This window comes from Streptomyces sp. NPDC057445, assembly GCF_042802855.1.
Classification (GTDB): Bacteria; Actinomycetota; Actinomycetes; order Streptomycetales; family Streptomycetaceae; genus Streptomyces.
In genome coordinates this window covers 342,707-360,509 of record NZ_JBHVDH010000002.1, presented here as the reverse complement: position 1 = coordinate 360,509, position 17,803 = coordinate 342,707, and the positions used below count along the sequence as shown (strand labels likewise).

The following is a 17,803-nucleotide window of genomic DNA, read 5'->3' as shown; positions in this document are numbered from 1 at the left end:
GGCTGTCCAACTACGCCGGGGCTCGGGCGACTTGGACCTTCCACGCGATCCTCGGAGCACCTGGCGTCGCCTCCCCGGCACGTCTGTACGACGACCGTCACCATGAGGCACGCGCCGTCGACCACCTTGCGCGGCGCCGCGACAGTTCCTTCCCGACCGGGCCGACGTCATGGCCTGAGCCACGGGGCCCTACGCTGGCCGGCTGGCGGGGAGGCGTGCTTGCCTCTCCGAGTTCGACCCACTCGGCAAGGAACACACATGAACCGCATGCCCGATTCGTTCCGACTTCTGCCCGGCGCCGACGACTCGCCCGTGATCCTCCACGTCCCGCACTCCTCGCGCGTGGTACCCGAGCCGGTACGGGGCGGCATCGTGCTGGACGACCGCGCACTCGCGCGCGAACTCGACCACATCACCGATGCGCACACAGCGGAGATCGCCGCCGCCGCGGCGACCGCCGCCCCGGCAACACCCTGGCGGTTCGTCAACCGTCTCTCCCGGCTGGTGATCGACCCCGAGCGGTTCCCGGACGAGCGCGAGGAGATGCTGGCGGCCGGCATGGGCGCGGTCTACACGCGGACCACGCACCGGGAACAGCTCCGCCCGGCGGACGTGGACCACCGACCGCTGATCGAGCGCTACTTCCACCCGTACGCGCAGGCCATGGCATCAGCGGTGGCCGACCGGCTCGCCGCCGTCGGGCACGCAGTCATCGTGGACATCCACTCGTATCCGTCCCGGCCATTGCCGTACGAGCTCCACGGCGAGGGCCCGCGCCCACCGATCTGCCTGGGCACCGATTCCTTCCACACGCCCGCCGAGCTCCTTGCTCACGCCCAGGAGGCCTTCGCGGGCTTCGGCGGAACGGGAATCAACAGTCCCTTCGCGGGCACGTACGTACCGCTCGAGTACTACGGCAAGGACCGGCGGGTGAGCGCCCTGATGATCGAGATCCGCCGTGACGTCTACATGGAGGAGCCGGGCGGCCCCGCGGGCACCGGGCTCACCGCGCTTGCAACGGCGCTGGCGGATCTGGTCGGGGCGGTGTCCCGCCGCTAGGGCCGCGCAGGGGGCCCGAACCGGGCCGGGTTCGTCCTCCCGGAGCGGCAGCAGGGTCGGTCGCGTCCTGGGCCGGCGATCAGGGATGGTGGCTCGGTCCGGTCGAGTTTCCCCTTCGACCGGACCGAGCGCACAGCCGGTCCGGCCCGGTCCTCGTCAACTCCTCTGACCTGCTGCTCGCGCAAGTGGTGCGGTGTATCCGATGAAATCCATCCAAGCCGTCCGAGAGACGGAGAAGCGCGGCCCGTCCTTCTCCTTGGAGTCACGGAGATGGACAGCATCGGGTCGGCAGGCGACTTCCACGCAGCTGTCACCCTCGGAACCGCTGTAGCTGCTCTTGAACCAGTTCAGCTCGTCGGTGGTGCTCATAGCGCTCCTCGCATCCGCTTCAACAGGTCCGCCGAGTCCGCCGGGGACAGGGCCTGTGAGCGCATCTTGGCATAGCGCATCTGCATCACGCTGACCGCTTTCGGGTCAGTGATCAGTTGTCCCGTCTTCTGTCCCTCCGAGTAGCCCAGCCACTTGTTGTCCGGGGTCTCCAGCAGCTGCATCGGGCCGTCAGAACCCGCGTGATGCGGCTGCCGCAGCGGCGTGATCTGCAGCTCCACACTCCACAAGTCGGCCTGGGCGACGAGGTGGTCGAGGAGTTCCCGCGTGACGTCCTCGCCTCCGGTCTGCCGCAGCAACACCGACTCCTCGACGATGAAGCTGAACGCGATCGGCGGTCTGCGCATCAGCAGCTCCTGCCGCTCCATGCGGGCGGCGATCCGCTCCGCCACCTCCTCCTCGGTGGGCGGCGGTGGGACGTTGAGCATCACGGCACGTGCGTACGCCTCGGTCTGGAGCAGTCCCGGCACCACCCGGCACTCGTACGTACACAGGCTGACCGACGCCGACTCCAGCTGCGCCCACAGCCGAAACCAGGCCGCCAGGCCCGGCCTGCGCGACACGTGCTGGGCCACTGCCCGCAGCACGCCGAACGAGTCAAGGGCCGCCTCGGCCCGCTCGACGAAGTCGCCGGGCGGCATGCGCCGCCCCTGCTCGATGGAGGCCACGCAGGACTGCGAGTAGCAGACCAGCGGCGCAAGCTGCTCCTGCGTGAGCGAGGCCCGTTCCCGGAAGACCTTGAGGACGGCTCCGAACGCCCGGAGGCTGTCGGACTGTTCGGGTGCACTGCTGTTCGCCATGGGCGGCGACCCCCTTGTCGCGCTCTTCGCACTCGTTGCACCTGTACAACGAGCCCATGGCCACCTTGGGTTACTCGTACCGTCAGCGAGTGAGCTCGTACAGGACCTCGTGTACGAGCCTGACTCCTCTGACGAAGGCCGCCTCTCTGCTGGAGCACACGGCGGGGACCACAAGACGATGCGCCGAACAGCGCTTGGGAGAGCGGGGACCACGTCGTCAGGCAATCGACGCATCCTCAGCGGCGCTCCGCCGCCCAAGCAGCCAGCTCGGCGCGTGCAGCGAGGAGCAGGTCCGTCGGCGGGTTCGTCGCGCCGTTGGTGATCAGGGCGTAGTGCAGGCCGTCGGCGTCGTCGTCGTCGGCGTCGTCGGCGCCGTTGGCGCTGTTGGCGGTCAGGAGAACGCGGCGGCTTGCGGTGCCGCCGGGCTCGGGGGCCACCGCTATCGCGGTGCCGCTGTCGTACGCAGGGAGGCCGTGCAGGACTCCGAGGTCGGAGACGACCGTCGTGCGCTCCGGCCCGAACGATGCGGGGAGGTGCAGTTCCGTCGGGGCCGACGCGCCGTCCGAGCGCCACAACAGGACGCCGTACTGGCCTGTTCCCACCAGCTCGCGCACGCGTGGCAGCGATGCCGGGACGGGGTTCCACGTGAGTGTGGTGGAGCCGTCGCGGGAGCGGTCCTCGTAGGTGAAGGCCAGTACACGGCCCGCGGTGGCGCTCGGGTAGAGACGGTCCAGGAGACGGGCGTCCTGGCGGAGGACCGGGGCGTCGGAGTCGTCGAGGCGGACCGCCGACAGGTCCTCGTCGTTCCAGGCGTCGGCGGCGGCGAGGACCTTGTCGGGGTTGCCGTTCATGAGCTCGCGGTGGCGGCCGTGGTAGATGTCCCACTGCCATTGCGAGCCGGACAGGACCGGGCCCGAGCCCTCGGGGCGGGACCACCACGTGGAACCGGGGAGCCGGGAGTCGAGTGCCTGGTACATCGCCTTGCCCACGGTCGGGGCCTTGTCGGAGACGGTGCCGCCGAGCGGGTGGCCGAACTCGCTGACGACGGCCGCGGTTTGCGAACCGGCGGCCCGATCGCGGACGGTGCCGAAGTCGCCGGCGTACTGGCCGTCCTTCGCTCTGCCCCACATGAAGACGCCGGAGATCGCCTTCTGGTCGTAGAAGTGGGTGTTGAAGACATAGCGCGGGCCGAGCCGTCCTGCGTCGAGGAGGCCGCCCTCCTGCCTCTGGAAGTCCAGGTTGGCGTTCCAGAAGAGATTCGGCTCGACGAACGCGGGCTTGTCGCGCCACCCCGCCGCGTCCATACGGGCACGGAACCTCTCGTAGAAGGGCCACAGAACGTCACGCTCCCAGGTGCGACTGGTCTGGCCGGGGTCGTACGAGCCGGCGTGCGGCTCGTTGTACGGATCGAAGCCGACGACGCCGGCGAACTCGGCGGCCGTGAGGTGCTCGGCGACGTACGCCATGGTGGTCTGCGCCGTCGCGAGGAACGCTTCCTGGATACCGCCCTTGTTGTGCCAGAAGTCGTACGTCGCCTTCGTCACGGCCTGGTTCTGGGTGATGTTCTGTCCCCAGAAGAGGCAGATCCCGCATGACTCACGCGGGTAGCCACCGGCATCGACCACCCATTTCGGGGCTCCGTCACCGGTGTACCAGCTGCCCTTGTGGAACAGATGCCGGGAGAAGAGGTCCTGGTGAAAGTCCGGGTAGACACGGATGCCGACCCTGAGGAAGGCCCGCATCTGCGCGGTGGCGGCGGCGAGATAGGTGTGGTCGACCTGGCCGCGTACGGGTTCGGCGTACGCCCACGACAGCAGGAAGCGCGCGGAATTTCCACCGCCGAGCGCGCGCAGCGCCGCGGCGGACTTCTCGGCGTCGGCGACGGAGGCGAAGGGAAGTCCGTCGTTCTCCTCCAGCTTGGTCTCGCCGGAGACGTTGTACCCGCGCAGCACCACCTCGCGGCCGAGTCCGTCGACGAATCGCCCGTCTTCGACCGTGAACGAGGTGGCGGCCCGCTCGTCGAACCAGTGGGATCCGGGCACGGGTGCAGCGACGGACGGCATGCTCGACCCGATCAGGGACGCGGTGATGAGGAACAGGACACCCATGAGACGCCTGCGCTTCGTCGGCATGCGCTCCACGTTCCTGACGATTCGTCAGTTTGTCAACGGCATCCGTCGTCCCGTAATGGCCCGCGGAAAACACAAGGGGAGGGAGCTCTGGAGCCTGTTCACGAGCAGGGCCTGGCCGGACGGTTGGCTGGCTGGCTGGCTGGCTGGCTGGCTGGAACAGATGCCCGCGCGCGCTCGCGGATCGGCACCGGCGACCGTGCAGGCGCCGCCCAGCACCGAGAAGGGCACGGCGCCCGAAGGACCTGATCAGGGGCCTACCCGCAATGGCAGGGGTAGGCATCTAGCCTGCCGAACCAGGCCGTCCAGTTGAAGATCAGTCGGGATCCACGACAGCCAGGTGATGTCGCAGCTCCTCGGCGACGCGGGCACAGCCACCGTCGGCCGGCAGCCGCCAGTCCGAATCGATGCCCTGTTCCACAGCACTCCCGCTGCTGAAGCGGACGATCTCCGGGGCAGGCAGATACGCGTCTCGGAACCACAGGAGGGATGGGGTCACGCCACGGAATACTCGGATCAGGATCCCGGTAGGCGGCGGGAACCATGCCGGATGCGCCGGTGAAAGAGGCCAGCACGAGGGGCACCGGCAGGGGCACCCGGATCAACGGTGGCAGGGAGGGCAATCCGGGGCTCGAAGGTTCACCGCTTCCCTGGGGAAGCTTGATCCGTTCCTCGTAGGCGTCCAGGGCATGCGCTACGTCTCCCAACTGAATGCAACCGTCCACGGCGCGGGAGAGGCCACGGCGTTGCCACGTCTTGCACCACTGGAGCCGCACGCGCGGTCGAGTAGCGGTCACAGCCGATCAGCGGCGAGGCTTCCCGGTGCCTCTCAGGGACGCCAGAACCAGACGCCCGTAGCGGGTGGTCAAGGCACCCGCCGCCGCGGCCACAGAGAGGCCAAGGGCGACCAGGAGATGCGTCACGGACTCGTCACCGAGAACCTGCAGGATGCCGAGCGCAGTGCCGAGCGGGAGGCCGAGAATCGTCAGTGTCCCCAGTGCGCCACTGATCTGCTGGCTCTCCTGCGTCTGCACCAGTCGGCTGTAGTCGGCGACCTCCGCGAGGATCTCGTTGAAGCGGGCGGGCAGCCGGTGCTGATTCTGGAAAGCGAGCAACAGATCGTTGGCCGGACCGTGCGCGGTCAGATGCTGACGCCAGTAGGTGCTACGGAAGAGGGCGATGTTCCTCTCCAACGTCGTGACCCGGCGCGCCAGCCGTGAGGAGTCGAAGACCTCCGAGAGTTCGTCCGTGAGCTCATCGATATGGTCCCGCTGGATTGACCCGAGAAGCAGGGCGTCGAGATAGACCGTGCGCGAGTGCAACGCGCCGAACTCGAAGAAGTCGCCGTCTCCCCCGTCTGCACGATGACCGAGGAAGGCGGCACCCTGCCTCAGAACCAGGGCACTCCAGTCTGCCGAGATGCGGACTGCGGAACCGAGCTGCTCCGTGGCAGTTTCCGGTGCCAGCGGGAAGTCGGCCGGTGTGGAACGTGAGGCCAGCTGCCACAGCCAGCGGTCGGCGGTCGGGGGCAGCACTCCTTCGAATCCTGCGCGCAGCGCCGGACCGTGATCGGCCTGCGGTGTCATGAATGCGACGGTGTAGGGACGCGCAATGGCGAAGGGTTCAGTTCCATCACGCACTTCGGCGAGTTCGGCCAGCAGGCGTGGGGGCGCCAACAGTCCCGTGAGTGGCGGGGCGTCAGCGGTCGGCCGTCCGCCTATCGCGCGCAGCACAGGGAGTAGTGGTCGCTCCACGCTGAAGTGCAGAACCGCAAGCGCGTGACCAGGATGACGAGCCGTGGCCGTACGGAGCAGCTCCATGCCGATGAGATGAAGTCCGTCCTGGCTGACCGACAGCGGTCGGTGCCAGCGGCGAGGCCGGCCGGGCGCCCCGTACAGGACCCGGGCGGAGGCCGGGGCGAAGTACGTGGCACGGGTCGCGGAATCGGTGCGGCGGCTGCCCAGCTCGAACGGGAACGGGCCCTCCGCCCAGTCGGGTGTACGCAGCAGCCGTACGGGCACGACGACGGTCAGTTCCTGGCGCGCGCCGCTGACGGCCTCGAGCGATGAGGAAGCTGTGGTCATCGGTAGTACGCGGACGGATCGGGCTGGTCGAGCCGGATGACGAACTCTGCCCGGTCCGGTCGTTCGGGCGAGACGTGGAAGCGGACCCGCTCCCCGGTGCGGATTGTCCGGAACCCTTCGGTCACGATCTGCCGATAGTCGAAGCCGTAGTAACGCTGGTTCTCGTCGTCCAGGACGATGTAGGAACCGACGGCACCGTTCACTCCCCCGCCATTCGGTCGCCTGTCCACGATCATTCCGTGGCGTGGCACGTCACTCATGCCACCGTCTCCTCCGTGCCGGTGATGTCCTCCACGCAACGAAAGCCCACGACGTTGCTGCCACCCCGCTTCCGGTAGATGCCTTTGCTGCTCGCCTGTACTGCACGCATCGGGTTGTCGTAACTGCCGCCACAGATGACGGCCTCGCCCGGGTCACCAAGACTGGTGGACGTCCACTCCCAGCAGTTGCCGACCATGTCGACCATCCCGAACGGGGAGCGGTTGCCGGGTCGTTCGTCGACGGGAGTCACCCATGCCTTGCGAATAGCGTCTTCCGCGAAGTCCCGGTACCACGCCTGGTAGGTCACGACCGGACGGCCGACCCAGGCGTCGGCACAGTTGACGAGTGCGTTGTCGGGCTCATCGCCCCAGGGGAACAGCCGGCCGTCCGTACCGCGCGCCGCGGCTTCCCACTCCATGGAAGTGGGCAGCCGCTTGCCTTCGAAGGCGGCGAAAGCGTACGCGCTCCACCAGCTGACGCAGACCGCAGGGTATGAGTCATGGCGGGGATCGGTGTAGTAGTCGGGCTTACGCAGCCGGTCGGTCCACGGCTTGTGAGTGACGTTCGCCGGCTGCTCGGGGTGATCCCAGGGCGAGGTGCCGTCAGTGTTGAGTGCTTCGAGGAAGCGGCGGTAGCGGGCGACGGTGACCGCGTGCCGGTCGAAGCGTACGGAGTGTGGGACACGCCGGAGCAGCAGCCGTTCCGCCGGCCCCACCAGGTACGTGCCTGCGGGCAGCACACAGTCATCGGTTGCGGGAGCGCTGGGAACGCCCGCAAGGAAGGCCCGGACCTGCTCGGTGAGGAAGGCGCCCCCGGCTGTCTCCGCTGCCCGGTCGCGGTTTCCGGGCTCTGCCAGATATCGCGCGGCCAGGAGCTCCTGGTACGCCGTGTGCACGAAGGCGACCCGATCAGGCCCGGCGAGGCGCAAGAGAGGGAAGAGTACGCAGGCATCGAATTCGAGACGGCCGTCGGTGAACGCGTCCGACCCGAGCTCCCGGTGGAGATCGAGGAGGGAGAACACGGTCCGGTCAGCGAGGAATGCCTGTCCGAAGGCAGCAGGCAGCCGCCGCTCGATGTCCACCGGCCCACGGGCGGTGACCGTGCGAGTGATGTGGGTGCCGAGGATGTCGGCGAAAGGCCGCCCGGGCGGCAGTTCGAGTTCGGCGGTGAGGCGCTTCTCGAGCGGCGTCGCGTCGGGTTCGGCAAGGCGTACGAGGTGGAAGTGCGGGACCCTGGCCGGGTCGACTCCGTTGGCGTACATCTGCTCGACCAGCTGCTCGGAGCGGCCGGCGCCGCTGTCCAGTAACTGACGAACCTGGGGTGAGTCGGCCAGGAAGGACACTCGGGAGCTCATGACCACCGCGGACTCGGCCGACAGTACCGCCGCGAGATCAGTGAACAGGTGGAGGAATCCCGAGGGGCTGGATTCAGGGACCCCTTCGTCCATGGCATCGAGCACGCACAGCGCGGTGCCGGAACGGATCAGATAGAGGAAGAGATCGTAGGCGCGTGAGCGGTCCGATGCCATGGACGGCGCCAGGAGCCGCTCAGCGTACTCGGAGAAGGGCTCGTCCTTGGGCTTGAGGCCGAGGTCGAAGTAGAAGCGGAACCGGCGGGTCTCGGGGTTGACCGCCAGTGAGCGGAGAAGCGTGCTCTTGCCGCTTCCTGGACGACCGGTGACCAGTACGTTCGCGCTACCCCGAGCGAGGCGGGTGAGTAACTCCGCGGCGTCCTCGAACTCCGTCATCCGCGACTCGCCGGTGCGCGGATCCGTGGACAGCACGGCGGCACTGATCGCCGCGCGAGGGTCGGCCGGTACGGCAGTGGATGCGACAGCGGCGAGGTGTGCGTCGAAGTTGACGAGCGTGTCGACGAAGCCGTTGTAGGGGACGATCCGGAGGTCCTGCCCCAGCATCTGGTGGAGGGCGCTGGACGACGCGGTGCTGTTGTCGTCCTCCAGGACGACGAACCGGGTGAGCTTGGGCAGACGGGTGCGCAGCAATTCGCCGCCGCTGGAGGCGAGCACGGTGCTCAGGTCGTCGGCGTCCTGGGAAAGCATCAGTTCGACGTATTCGAGCCGCATACCCGACTCGCGACAGAACAGCTGATAGACGGTGTCGGGGCTGAGGACGAAGCGTTTGGCCTGTCGGTAGCCGAGGGTCACGTACAGGCCGGCCAGGAACTCGCAGCGCCGGGCGACCTCGGGCGCCATGTCCGGTTCGCCGCCGAGGAGCGCAGCGCTCCCGGTGTTCGTGAACCAGACCAGCACGTCGACGAGTCTGCGTACCGCCAGCAGACCGTCCTCGTCGCTGATGTCGTAGCCGTCGTGCGCGGACCGGTTGCGGAGTCGACGGATGTCTTCGAGGGCGTCCATCACCGTGCTGCTGCGGATATGCGGGCGGCAGCGCTTGACGAGATCGTTCAGGGCCTTGGTCGACGGGTCGCCCTCGATGTTGTGGTGGCGCCACAGCTCCTTGAGCAGCTTCTCGGTCAGTTTGCCGACAAGGGCGACGGCATTCTCGGGATAGCCGTCGTTGAGGGAACGTAACGGGCGCTCGAGGTCGAGCCCCAAGTGTTCCGCGATACGCGAGTGATCGTCGAGCTCGGTCCGAAGGCGCCGCAGCCGCTCATCGACCACGGCACTCACTCGCCCCCACCTCGCCGCTCCCCCGCCTCAACGAGCTCTCCGACGATGAAGGCGAATCGGTCGGGGAACACGAGGACTGGCTCCGGGTGAGCAATGCCCATCTCCTCGATCCCCTTCTCGATCTCGCTGTCGCTGAACGTGGAGAGAAGTGACATGTAGCGGGCACGCACCATGCCCATGTACTTGTCCCGGTCGATGCGCAGCTCATGCTCGACATGGGTGAGGCCGGCTTCGAGCCCGGCCGCGCGCAGGTGGCCCAGCACGTCGGCCGGGTCGGGCTGGAGCTCCTCGAAACGGGTGAGGGCGGCTTCGAACAGCGGGTACCGGATGGTGGCCGGGAGCATGACCACCAGCAGTCTGCCTCCGGGCGCCAAGCGCTCGGTCAGGCCACGGAGCGTGCCGGCCGGGTCGGCCAGATGGTGCACCGACTCCTTCAGCCATACCGCGTCGAGCTGTTCGTACGGTAGGTCGGCTCGACCCTCGGCAATGTCTTCGGCGGAGGCGACGAGGGGTGTCAGACCGGGTGAGGGTGGCATGCCGATCTGGCGAAGCATGGCCTCGGAAGGGTCGACGCACAGGATGGGATGGCGAGGCTGAAGCGACTTCGCGACCTCACGCGCAAAGAGTCCGGTGCCGGAGCCGATATCGGCGATGCGGTCAGTGGCCTTGAGTCGCAGAGCTTCGGCGATACGAGCGGACATCCAGGGAACGTATTCCGGCCCGTACACCCAGTGCTCGTCGTACTCGGCAGCGAGCCCCTCATAGTGCCCCCGCACATCGCGCCGTTCCACGATCCCCCTCGCGCGTCACCGATCCGCTGTGCCGTCGAACGACAGGCTATCGCGCGGTGCCGGGCCGACAACAGCGCGTAATGCACTGCCCGTTGCTCTTTGTATGTTTTCCTGCCCTGCGAGCATCGCAAGCGGTACGTTCTGTGCGCTCGACGTACATCAGCGGGCATACCTCGCCACATCCGGAGGTGGAGCACAGATCATGCAGCTCATGGACGAACTCACACTCGATCGCGGGGCCACCCGTCACGTGAAGTCAGGTACTACCTGCGAGGGAATACCCGCAAACGGAACCGCGGTGGAGTGGGAACTACGCCTGTCAGGGCGCCCGTTGCTCACGGTCCACGACACCCGATGGAACAACGGCGAGCGGGACATCGTCCTCTACAAACCCGTCGTCGTACCTGAGATCCCTGCCCCGCTGTCCAACCTGCACAACCGGCTACGCAGCGGCATAACCGCCGCCGCACACGGGGCTGGGCGGCTGCGCCTCATGGCTTGGGTGACCTGGGTCGACTCGCTTGGCCGCCCCCGGGTCAAGAAGACCTTCACCACCTTGGGTCTCGCAGCCGAATTCGGTCTGGAGCGGTTGCGGGAACTCACCGCCCGCGGGGATGTGACGTTGGAGCCCCGGGACGACCGCCCGGATCTGCCAGACGTGGACCTGGGCCGTCCGCAGGACGCAGTCTCCTTCGAGCATGCTCTGTTCTTCCCGGCCGACGACGACGAGACGCCCGTCATCGCGTTCATCCACCTCAAGGTACTTCCGGTACTGCGTCACGTCGGCTGGATGCCCCGTCGGACCTCCTGATGCACGTGTCCGTACACGGAGCACCGACGGAGATCGCCCCTCGGGCGACAGAGGAAACATCGTGCCATCCTCGTCTGGGCTCGGCGCTGAGCAAGGTGTTCGAAGGGCCCGTCAGGCCGGTGAATGAACGTCGAGCCGGTTCTGCTCTCCGTCAAAGATGCTGGCCAGGCCGCTGACCTCCTGCCTGCGCCTGCCGAAAAGACCCTGCTGGTCGGCGTGCACGACCAGAAAGTCGTGGTGGTCGCTCGCCTCAGAGATTCCCGACGTGCCGGTGATCGGGTTCCCGGCTCTCCCAGCCACGCATCCGGGAACTACTACGGAAGCATGTCCATCATGACAGGTCAGCGACGTTTTTCGTAGGACGGAACGCACAGTTCGCGAGCCTTGTCCGGTCCGCTCCACAACTCCCAGAATCTCCTTCGTGCAATCACCCGGAGACAGGGGGAATATGAGTAAGATCGATCACGATGCGGTGCTGCGGGCTCGCGTGTTGCTGCTGGGTTCCGGCCGACTGAGCCTGCTCGAACAGGTCCACGCGTACCGGGTTCTGGCGGAGGTGAGCCCGAAGGCGTATCTCCCGAAGCTGGTCGACGCGCTCCTCTCGATGAGCTACCGCAGCCGGGACCCGGAGGTGGACCTGGCGCTGGGCGCCGAGGCGGTCGAGGCAGCGCGGAGGATCGAGGCCGGGGCGCCGACCCGGGCAGAACGGCTGTGCAGGGCGCTGGACGCCTACCAGCGGGCTCTGTTCGCCCTCGGGCGCCGAGCAGAGGGACGTGCGGCCTGCGAGGAAATGGCCAAGGCTGGAAGGAGCGGGAGGCTGGCGAACATCCTGGCGGAGGAGGGGCGCTTCCGGGAGGCCGCGGAGCTCAACGAGAAGGCAGTTCGGAACGGCATACCGGAGCATTCCTTCTGGAACATGGTCGAGTGGGCGGCGAACCTGGAGGGCGCGGGCCTGCACGATGAGGCATCGGCTGTCTTCCGCGAGCTTATCGACGAGACCCGGCGCGAGGCCGCCGACCAGCGCAAGGCGCTGGCCATACTCACCTGGGAGCTGGTCCATCTCTCCCGGATGCGCGAGGCCGCCGGGCACGAGGCGGACGCCGCGGCCACCCGGCGGGAGGCCCTGACCGTCCTGGAGGAGCTGGCGACGACGGGCGAGCCGAAGAACTGGAGCTGCATCCTCGAGTGGTGGGTCACCCTGTTCGCCCTGTCGGGACGGGCCGACGAACCAGCTGCGAGCGCTGAGTCCCCGATGCCGCCCTTCGGCACCGACCTCGGATGGTCGAGCGATACGCGAGATGCCTTTCTCGACACTCTGCCCGAGCTCGAAGCGCAGGCGGCGGGACTAAGCGAGGCCGGCCGACTGCCCGAACTGGTCGACGTCCAGCGCAGAATCAGCATCCGCGCGGCCCTCCGCGAGGGCGGCCGCCCCTACCAGTTCGGGGAGCGGTTCAAGCCGTACTTCGACGAAGGCGTGGCGCTCGCCCGCCGCCTGCCCGACGACCCTGCACGCCTCGCGCGGGCCTTGACGGACCGCTCGATGTTCCTCGTCGCCACGCGGACCTTTGAGCCCGCGTGCGCCGACTTCGCCGAGGCCGTCGCCCTCCTCGATATCCAATAGTCCCGCTCCGGGCCAGGCGCCTCCCTGCCCGCGGTTCCGCTCCCGCCTCCCTGATCGGGCACCGCCAAGTCGTCCATAGTCGCTCCATGACCATGTCGGCTGCTACGTGGCGTCCATGCTTCCCAGCCCTGGGCCCGGAGGTGGAGCAGCGCCCAAAGAGACAGGCTCTAGGCGACGAAGAGCCGTTTCTGATCGTGCAGATCCCGCGTCACGCCCTTGTACGCGGATAGCACATCCCCCAAGGTTGGCTGCCCCCCGGCTTGAGGGTTCAAGTGCGCTGTCGGCAGCAGTGCACGGGCGTCGGCAGGGGGCCTTGGGTCGACTGTCGGTGCGGTGCGCGCATGGAGGCACCGAGGGTCGCAGCGGCCCCGGCTACGGCACGCGGCAGCCTCAGCCGTCGCCACGGATCGCGGCGAGCAGACGGGCACAGCGCGCGCTCATGTCCTGCGCCGACAGGTCGGGGTGGGAGACCCACCAGCCGACGAGGGCGCTGACCGTGCCCGTCCACACATGCTTGAGGGCGTCCGCGTCGAGGGCATCGTCATTGCCCTGGCCGTGCAGCAACGCCGCGGTGCCGGAGGCTGCCACCTCGTCGATGGCCTCGCGGTGGCGGTGGGCGGCGCGCCATGGTTCGGAGTCGGGCGGCAGGGTGCGGTCGTACAGCACGAACCAGGCGTGCCGCTGTTCCTCCAGCGTTTCGAAGACGGCGGTGAGGACCGCATGGGGCAGCCGGTCATCCGACGGGCTGGATGCCATGGCCGCGTTGATCGCCGCGAGGAGACGGGGGCCGATGTGTTCGAGACAGGCCTCGTAGAGGCCGTCCTTGGAGCCGAAGTACGTGTACAGCATCGGCTTGGTGACCCCGACGCGCCGGGCGATCGCGGCCATCGACGCCGCGGCGTGGCCGTGCCTGCCGAACTCCTCCAGGGCCGCGGCCACGATCTGTTCCTCGCGCCGGGCGCGCGGGACGCCCTTGGTCCCGGCGCCGCGACTCCGGCCTTGGGCTCCTTGCGTGCCGCCGGATCCGGCCGGTGCGGCGGGGCCGACCGGATTTGGTGAGGCCGAGGCTCTTGCAGTGGTCATGGCGGAGACTATACGTTGCGGTAAATTACCAAGGGGTAAATTACCGAGAGGTCATATCTCGTGGTCGACAGCACTCCGCCCGCATCCCGCTCCAACTCGTCCCGTAACCGCTCCTGGTGGGGCTGGGGCGCCGTGGACAAGGCACTGCCCGACGCCGAGTGCCTCGCACTCGGCGGGCTGGTTCCGGGCGCGGCGGCGACTCCGCTGCCGGTGCCCGACATATCCGCCCTCGACCTGCCGAAGGTGCGCATCGAGCCGCCCTCCGCACTCGCCCCGCTGATGTCGGCCACGCCACGGGACCGGGCGTCGCACACCTACGGCAAGGCGTACCGCGACGTGGTCCGGGCCCTGAACGGAGACCTCTCGGCGGCGCCCGACCAGGTCGCCCACCCGCGCACCGAGCAGGACGTGATCGACGTCCTCGACTGGGCGGCGGACGCGGACGTCGCCGTCGTGCCGTACGGGGCGGGCAGTTCGGTCGTCGGCGGGGTCGAGTACCGCGCGGACGGGCATCGCGGTGTGGTGTCCCTGGATCTCGCGTCCCTGGACCGCGTGCTGGAGATCGACCGTGTCAGCCGGGCCGCCCGGATCCAGGCCGGCACCCTCGGCCCCGACCTCGAAGCGCAGCTGAGGCCGCGCGGAATCACCCTGCGCCACTTCCCGCAGAGCTTCGAGTTCTCCACCCTGGGCGGCTGGCTGGCCACCCGTGCCGGCGGACACTACGCAACGCTGTACACCCACATCGACGACCTGGTGGAGTCGATGCGTGTGGTGACGCCCGTCGGGGTCAGCGAGTCGCTCCGGCTGCCCGGTTCGGGAGCGGGCCCCTCGCCCGACCGGTTGTTCCTGGGGTCCGAAGGCACACTCGGCGTGATCACAGAAGCATGGATGCGGCTCCAGGACCGCCCGCGTCACAAGGCGTCGGCCACGGTGCTGTTCAGCGACTTCGACACCGCGATGATCGCCGTACGCGCCATCGCGCAGTCGGGCCTGCACCCGGCGAACTGCCGGCTGCTCGACCCCGGAGAGGCCGCTCTGGCAGGTGTCGCACGGGGCGGCGAGAGCGTGCTCGTCCTCGGTGTGGAGTCGGCCCACTCCCCCGTCGGCGAGCGCCTCGCCGAACTCGTCACCCTGGCCCGCGACCACGGCGGCTCACCCGCCCCGGCCTCCCCGGGTACCGAGGACACGGGCGAGGACGCCGCCGCCGGCACCTGGCGCTCGGCGTTCCTGCGGATGCCGTACCTACGTGACGCGCTCACCCGGATGAGCGTGGTCACCGAGACGTTCGAGACGGCCTGCACCTGGGACCGCGCTCCGGCGCTGTACGAGTCGGTACGCCGGCAACTGGGCGACGTCGTACGGGAGGTGACGGGCGCAGAGGGCACGATCAACTGCCGCTTCACCCATGTCTACCCGGACGGGCCGGCGCCGTACTTCACCGTCATCGCACCGGGGCGGCGCGGCGAGGAAGTCGCGATGTGGGACGAGATCAAGTCCGCGGCCATGCAGATCCTCACCGACCACGGCGCGACCGTCACCCACCACCACGCGGTCGGCCGCGACCACCGGCCGGGATACGACCGCCAGCGTCCGGAGCCGTTCGCCCACGCCCTCCGGGCCGCCAAGCAGGCACTCGACCCTGCCGGAATCCTCAACCCGGGGGTACTTGTCGATCCGATTGCCGTCGGCTGACGGGGGCGTTGGAGGGAGTCCGGCACGGCGGGGCGCCACGGCTGCAGGCAGATCCGGAGAGGGACAGGTGGCGCCGGCCGGAAACAGTCGCCGGCTTGAAGTCCCCTGCACGTCCCGCACTCCCCCCTCGAATTGGGCAGCACCCGCCCCGCTCACTATGATCCGCCGATGATCACACGAAAGCGACTGGCGGCCGCGGTGTGCGGCGCGCTGCTGGTCACGTTGACCGGTGGCCTACTTCCGGCCGCCGCCTTCGCAGACTCTGGCGACGAGCCGGCCGCGAAGGAACCGCCCAAGGTCGAACTCGTCCTCGACGTCAGCGGTTCCATGCGCGCACGCGACATCGACGGACAGTCCCGCATGTCCGCGGCCAAACATGCCTTCAACGAAGTGCTGGACGCCGTACCGGAAGAGGTCCGGCTCGGCATACGCACGCTCGGCGCCGACTACCCCGGCAAGGACCAGAAGAAGGGCTGCAAGGACACACGCGCGCTCTACCCCGTCGGCGAGCTCGACCGGACCGAGGCGAAGACAGCGGTGGCGACCCTGGTTCCGACCGGCTGGACGCCGATCGGGCCCGCACTGCTGGGCGCCGCCGACGACCTGGAGGGCGGCAACACCACCCGCAGGATCGTGCTCATCACGGACGGCGAGGACACCTGCGCCCCGCTGGACCCGTGCGAGGTGGCGCGCGAGATCGCGGCCAAGGGCGTCAACATCACCATCGACACGCTCGGTCTGGTCCCGAACGCCAAGATGCGTGCCCAACTGATGTGCATCGCCGAGGCCACCGGCGGTACGTACACCTCCGTGCAGCACAAGGAGGAACTGTCGGACCGTGTGAGTCAGTTGGTCGACCGCGCGGCGGAGCCGGTCGTCACCCCGGTCGCCACGACGGGCACCGACGGCTGCAAGGACGCCCCGCAGCTCAAGGCCGGCCTCTACACCGACCGTGAGACCTTCGGCCAGCACCGCTGGTACCGGGTGGACCTGCTGCCCGGGCAGGAGCTTCGCGCATCGGTGAGCATCGCAGCCGACCGTGCCGTCAACCGCGACTACGGTGTACTGCTGCGCGCATCGACCGTGCACGGTCGGGAGATCGTACGCGGCGAGGCCACCGGGGACGGACGCACCGACGTCATCTCGACGGGCCTGCGCTACCCGAAGCCCGAGACCGAGGACGCGGACACCGATACCGACACCAAGCCCGCCGCCGAGACGGTTTGTCTGCGGGTGAGCAACTCCTTCTCCGCCCCGGCCTCGGTCAAGACCTCTCCCGGTCTGCCCGTCGAGCTGACCCTCGATGTGGTGGACGGCCCCGACAACGCCGCCGACGTCGCCTTCCTCGGCCTCGGCCGCGGCTGGTGGCTGCTCGGTCTGCTGACGCTCGTCGGCTTTGTGGCCGGTCTGCTGTGGGGCTGGATCTCGCGCTGGCGCATCGCCGTCTGGAGGACCAACTGATGCGTACCGTACGCACGTTCACAGGCGCGCTGCTCGCCGCCGCTGCGCTCTTCGCGCTGCCCGGGACCGCAGGCGCGGACACGCCGTCACCCACGGCCTCCGAGGAGACCGAGGAGACCGCCGCCGCGCCGACCGAGGCCGGCACGTCCTTCCGTACCGCCACCGTCGTACGCCCCGGACAGCGGGCCACGGCCCAGGCGTCGACCGGTGACTACCTCTACTGGCAGTTCCCGGCCGACGCCGGGCAGCAGGCCACGGTCCGGGCCACTGTGAAGTTGCCCGACTCCGACGCCCGGCACGGTTCGCACACCTGGCGGATGGATGTGTACGACGGACTCCGGCGCCGTCAGGCCTGCCGCTACGGGAGCGACGCCAAGGCGGCGCCGGTCGGGGCCGCGTCCGTCGAGCTGTCCTGCGCGCTGCGTACGGTCCGGTCCTGGGCCGAGCCGGCGGCGAACGATCCGCTCCCCGGTGCGTACTACGTCCGCCTGACCGTCGTCGACGCTCCCACCGAAGACCTGGGTGAGACCGTCGACACCGCGCTGGAGGTCATCACGGCCGAGGCCGGAGGCGCCGCAGCCGTGGACGGCACGCTGGCCGTGCCGCTGGCGCCCGCGTCGGGGCCGAAGATCGAACCGGACGGCGGCTGGTCGTCCGGCTGGTGGTCGTCGCGTGTGCTGTGGACGGCGGGCGGTGCGCTGCTCGCCGCCCTCGCCGGAATCTGGGGCTACCGCCTCACCCGCGGCAACGGCCGCCCGGCACACGTACCGCCGGGCGCCTGATCCCTCCGGCCCGCTCGCCCCGGGCGGGATCGCCGCTCGCCCCGGGCGGGACCTCCCCCCGGGGTGGGCGGTGCCTCGATCACCCCACCTGCGGCCGACCGGCGGGTGCGAGGCCCTGACGGGTGCCTGACGGGGCGTCCTGGTGAATCAGTACCTGTCGAGCGAGACGGCGTCGGGCGGTGGGATCCGACCGGC

The 17,803-nt window shown here is 68.9% G+C and carries 15 protein-coding genes; 6 read left to right on the top strand and 9 right to left on the bottom strand.

Annotated elements, in window-relative coordinates; genetic code table 11:
- Positions 1 to 258: 258 nt before the first annotated feature.
- Positions 259 to 1,059 carry an N-formylglutamate amidohydrolase gene (locus ACFU5O_RS06440; RefSeq protein ID WP_384237100.1) on the top strand — a complete coding sequence of 267 codons (801 nt, stop codon included), beginning with the start codon at positions 259 to 261 and terminating at the stop codon, positions 1,057 to 1,059.
- A 156-nt stretch (positions 1,060 to 1,215) separates the two neighbouring features.
- Here the strand turns inward: ACFU5O_RS06440 and ACFU5O_RS06435 are convergent, their stop codons facing one another.
- From ACFU5O_RS06435 to ACFU5O_RS06400, 8 genes are all read right to left on the bottom strand, one after another.
- Entirely contained in the window at positions 1,216 to 1,428 is a 213-nt protein-coding gene (locus tag ACFU5O_RS06435; RefSeq protein ID WP_384237098.1) for a DUF397 domain-containing protein, read from the bottom strand.
- Positions 1,425 to 2,246, bottom strand: a complete 822-nt coding sequence (locus ACFU5O_RS06430) for a Scr1 family TA system antitoxin-like transcriptional regulator (protein WP_384237095.1) — start codon at positions 2,244 to 2,246, stop codon at positions 1,425 to 1,427. Before ACFU5O_RS06430 ends, ACFU5O_RS06435 begins: the two co-directional genes overlap by 4 nt.
- Positions 2,247 to 2,482: 236 nt before the next feature.
- Entirely contained in the window at positions 2,483 to 4,378 is a 1,896-nt protein-coding gene (locus tag ACFU5O_RS06425; protein WP_384237094.1) for a cellulase family glycosylhydrolase, read from the bottom strand.
- 313 nt (positions 4,379 to 4,691) lie between these two features.
- Positions 4,692 to 4,874: a hypothetical protein gene (locus tag ACFU5O_RS06420; protein ID WP_384237092.1), complete on the bottom strand. Its 183-nt coding sequence runs from the start codon at positions 4,872 to 4,874 to the stop codon at positions 4,692 to 4,694.
- Between the two features lie 304 nt (positions 4,875 to 5,178).
- Positions 5,179 to 6,459 carry a hypothetical protein gene (locus tag ACFU5O_RS06415; RefSeq protein ID WP_384237090.1) on the bottom strand — a complete coding sequence of 427 codons (1,281 nt, stop codon included), beginning with the start codon at positions 6,457 to 6,459 and terminating at the stop codon, positions 5,179 to 5,181.
- Positions 6,456 to 6,719: a hypothetical protein gene (locus tag ACFU5O_RS06410; protein ID WP_384237089.1), complete on the bottom strand. Its 264-nt coding sequence runs from the start codon at positions 6,717 to 6,719 to the stop codon at positions 6,456 to 6,458. Before ACFU5O_RS06410 ends, ACFU5O_RS06415 begins: the two co-directional genes overlap by 4 nt.
- On the bottom strand, positions 6,716 to 9,367 hold the full coding sequence (locus ACFU5O_RS06405; RefSeq protein ID WP_384237087.1) for an SUMF1/EgtB/PvdO family nonheme iron enzyme: 2,652 nt from the start codon (positions 9,365 to 9,367) through the stop codon (positions 6,716 to 6,718). The genes ACFU5O_RS06410 and ACFU5O_RS06405 overlap by 4 nt, the downstream gene beginning before the upstream one ends.
- The gene (locus tag ACFU5O_RS06400; protein ID WP_384237086.1) at positions 9,364 to 10,068 is read right to left on the bottom strand and encodes a class I SAM-dependent methyltransferase; all 705 of its coding nucleotides are present in this window, start codon (positions 10,066 to 10,068) and stop codon (positions 9,364 to 9,366) included. The genes ACFU5O_RS06405 and ACFU5O_RS06400 overlap by 4 nt, the downstream gene beginning before the upstream one ends.
- Before the next feature lie 388 nt (positions 10,069 to 10,456).
- Here ACFU5O_RS06400 and ACFU5O_RS06395 point away from each other — a divergent pair, with 388 nt between their 5' ends.
- Both ACFU5O_RS06395 and ACFU5O_RS06390 read left to right on the top strand, forming a co-directional pair.
- Positions 10,457 to 10,969: a hypothetical protein gene (locus ACFU5O_RS06395; protein WP_384237084.1), complete on the top strand. Its 513-nt coding sequence runs from the start codon at positions 10,457 to 10,459 to the stop codon at positions 10,967 to 10,969.
- Between the two features lie 448 nt (positions 10,970 to 11,417).
- Positions 11,418 to 12,590 carry a hypothetical protein gene (locus tag ACFU5O_RS06390; protein WP_384237083.1) on the top strand — a complete coding sequence of 391 codons (1,173 nt, stop codon included), beginning with the start codon at positions 11,418 to 11,420 and terminating at the stop codon, positions 12,588 to 12,590.
- A 390-nt stretch (positions 12,591 to 12,980) separates the two neighbouring features.
- On the opposite strand, the gene ACFU5O_RS06385 is transcribed toward ACFU5O_RS06390, so the two are convergent.
- On the bottom strand, positions 12,981 to 13,673 hold the full coding sequence (locus ACFU5O_RS06385; protein WP_384237081.1) for a TetR/AcrR family transcriptional regulator: 693 nt from the start codon (positions 13,671 to 13,673) through the stop codon (positions 12,981 to 12,983).
- A gap of 60 nt (positions 13,674 to 13,733) precedes the next feature.
- Here ACFU5O_RS06385 and ACFU5O_RS06380 point away from each other — a divergent pair, with 60 nt between their 5' ends.
- From ACFU5O_RS06380 to ACFU5O_RS06370, 3 genes are all read left to right on the top strand, one after another.
- Positions 13,734 to 15,365, top strand: a complete 1,632-nt coding sequence (locus ACFU5O_RS06380) for an FAD-binding oxidoreductase (RefSeq protein WP_384237078.1) — start codon at positions 13,734 to 13,736, stop codon at positions 15,363 to 15,365.
- Between the two features lie 168 nt (positions 15,366 to 15,533).
- On the top strand, positions 15,534 to 16,826 hold the full coding sequence (locus ACFU5O_RS06375; protein WP_384237077.1) for a VWA domain-containing protein: 1,293 nt from the start codon (positions 15,534 to 15,536) through the stop codon (positions 16,824 to 16,826).
- Positions 16,826 to 17,608: a hypothetical protein gene (locus tag ACFU5O_RS06370; RefSeq protein WP_384237075.1), complete on the top strand. Its 783-nt coding sequence runs from the start codon at positions 16,826 to 16,828 to the stop codon at positions 17,606 to 17,608. Before ACFU5O_RS06375 ends, ACFU5O_RS06370 begins: the two co-directional genes overlap by 1 nt.
- Positions 17,609 to 17,803 lie beyond the last annotated feature (195 nt).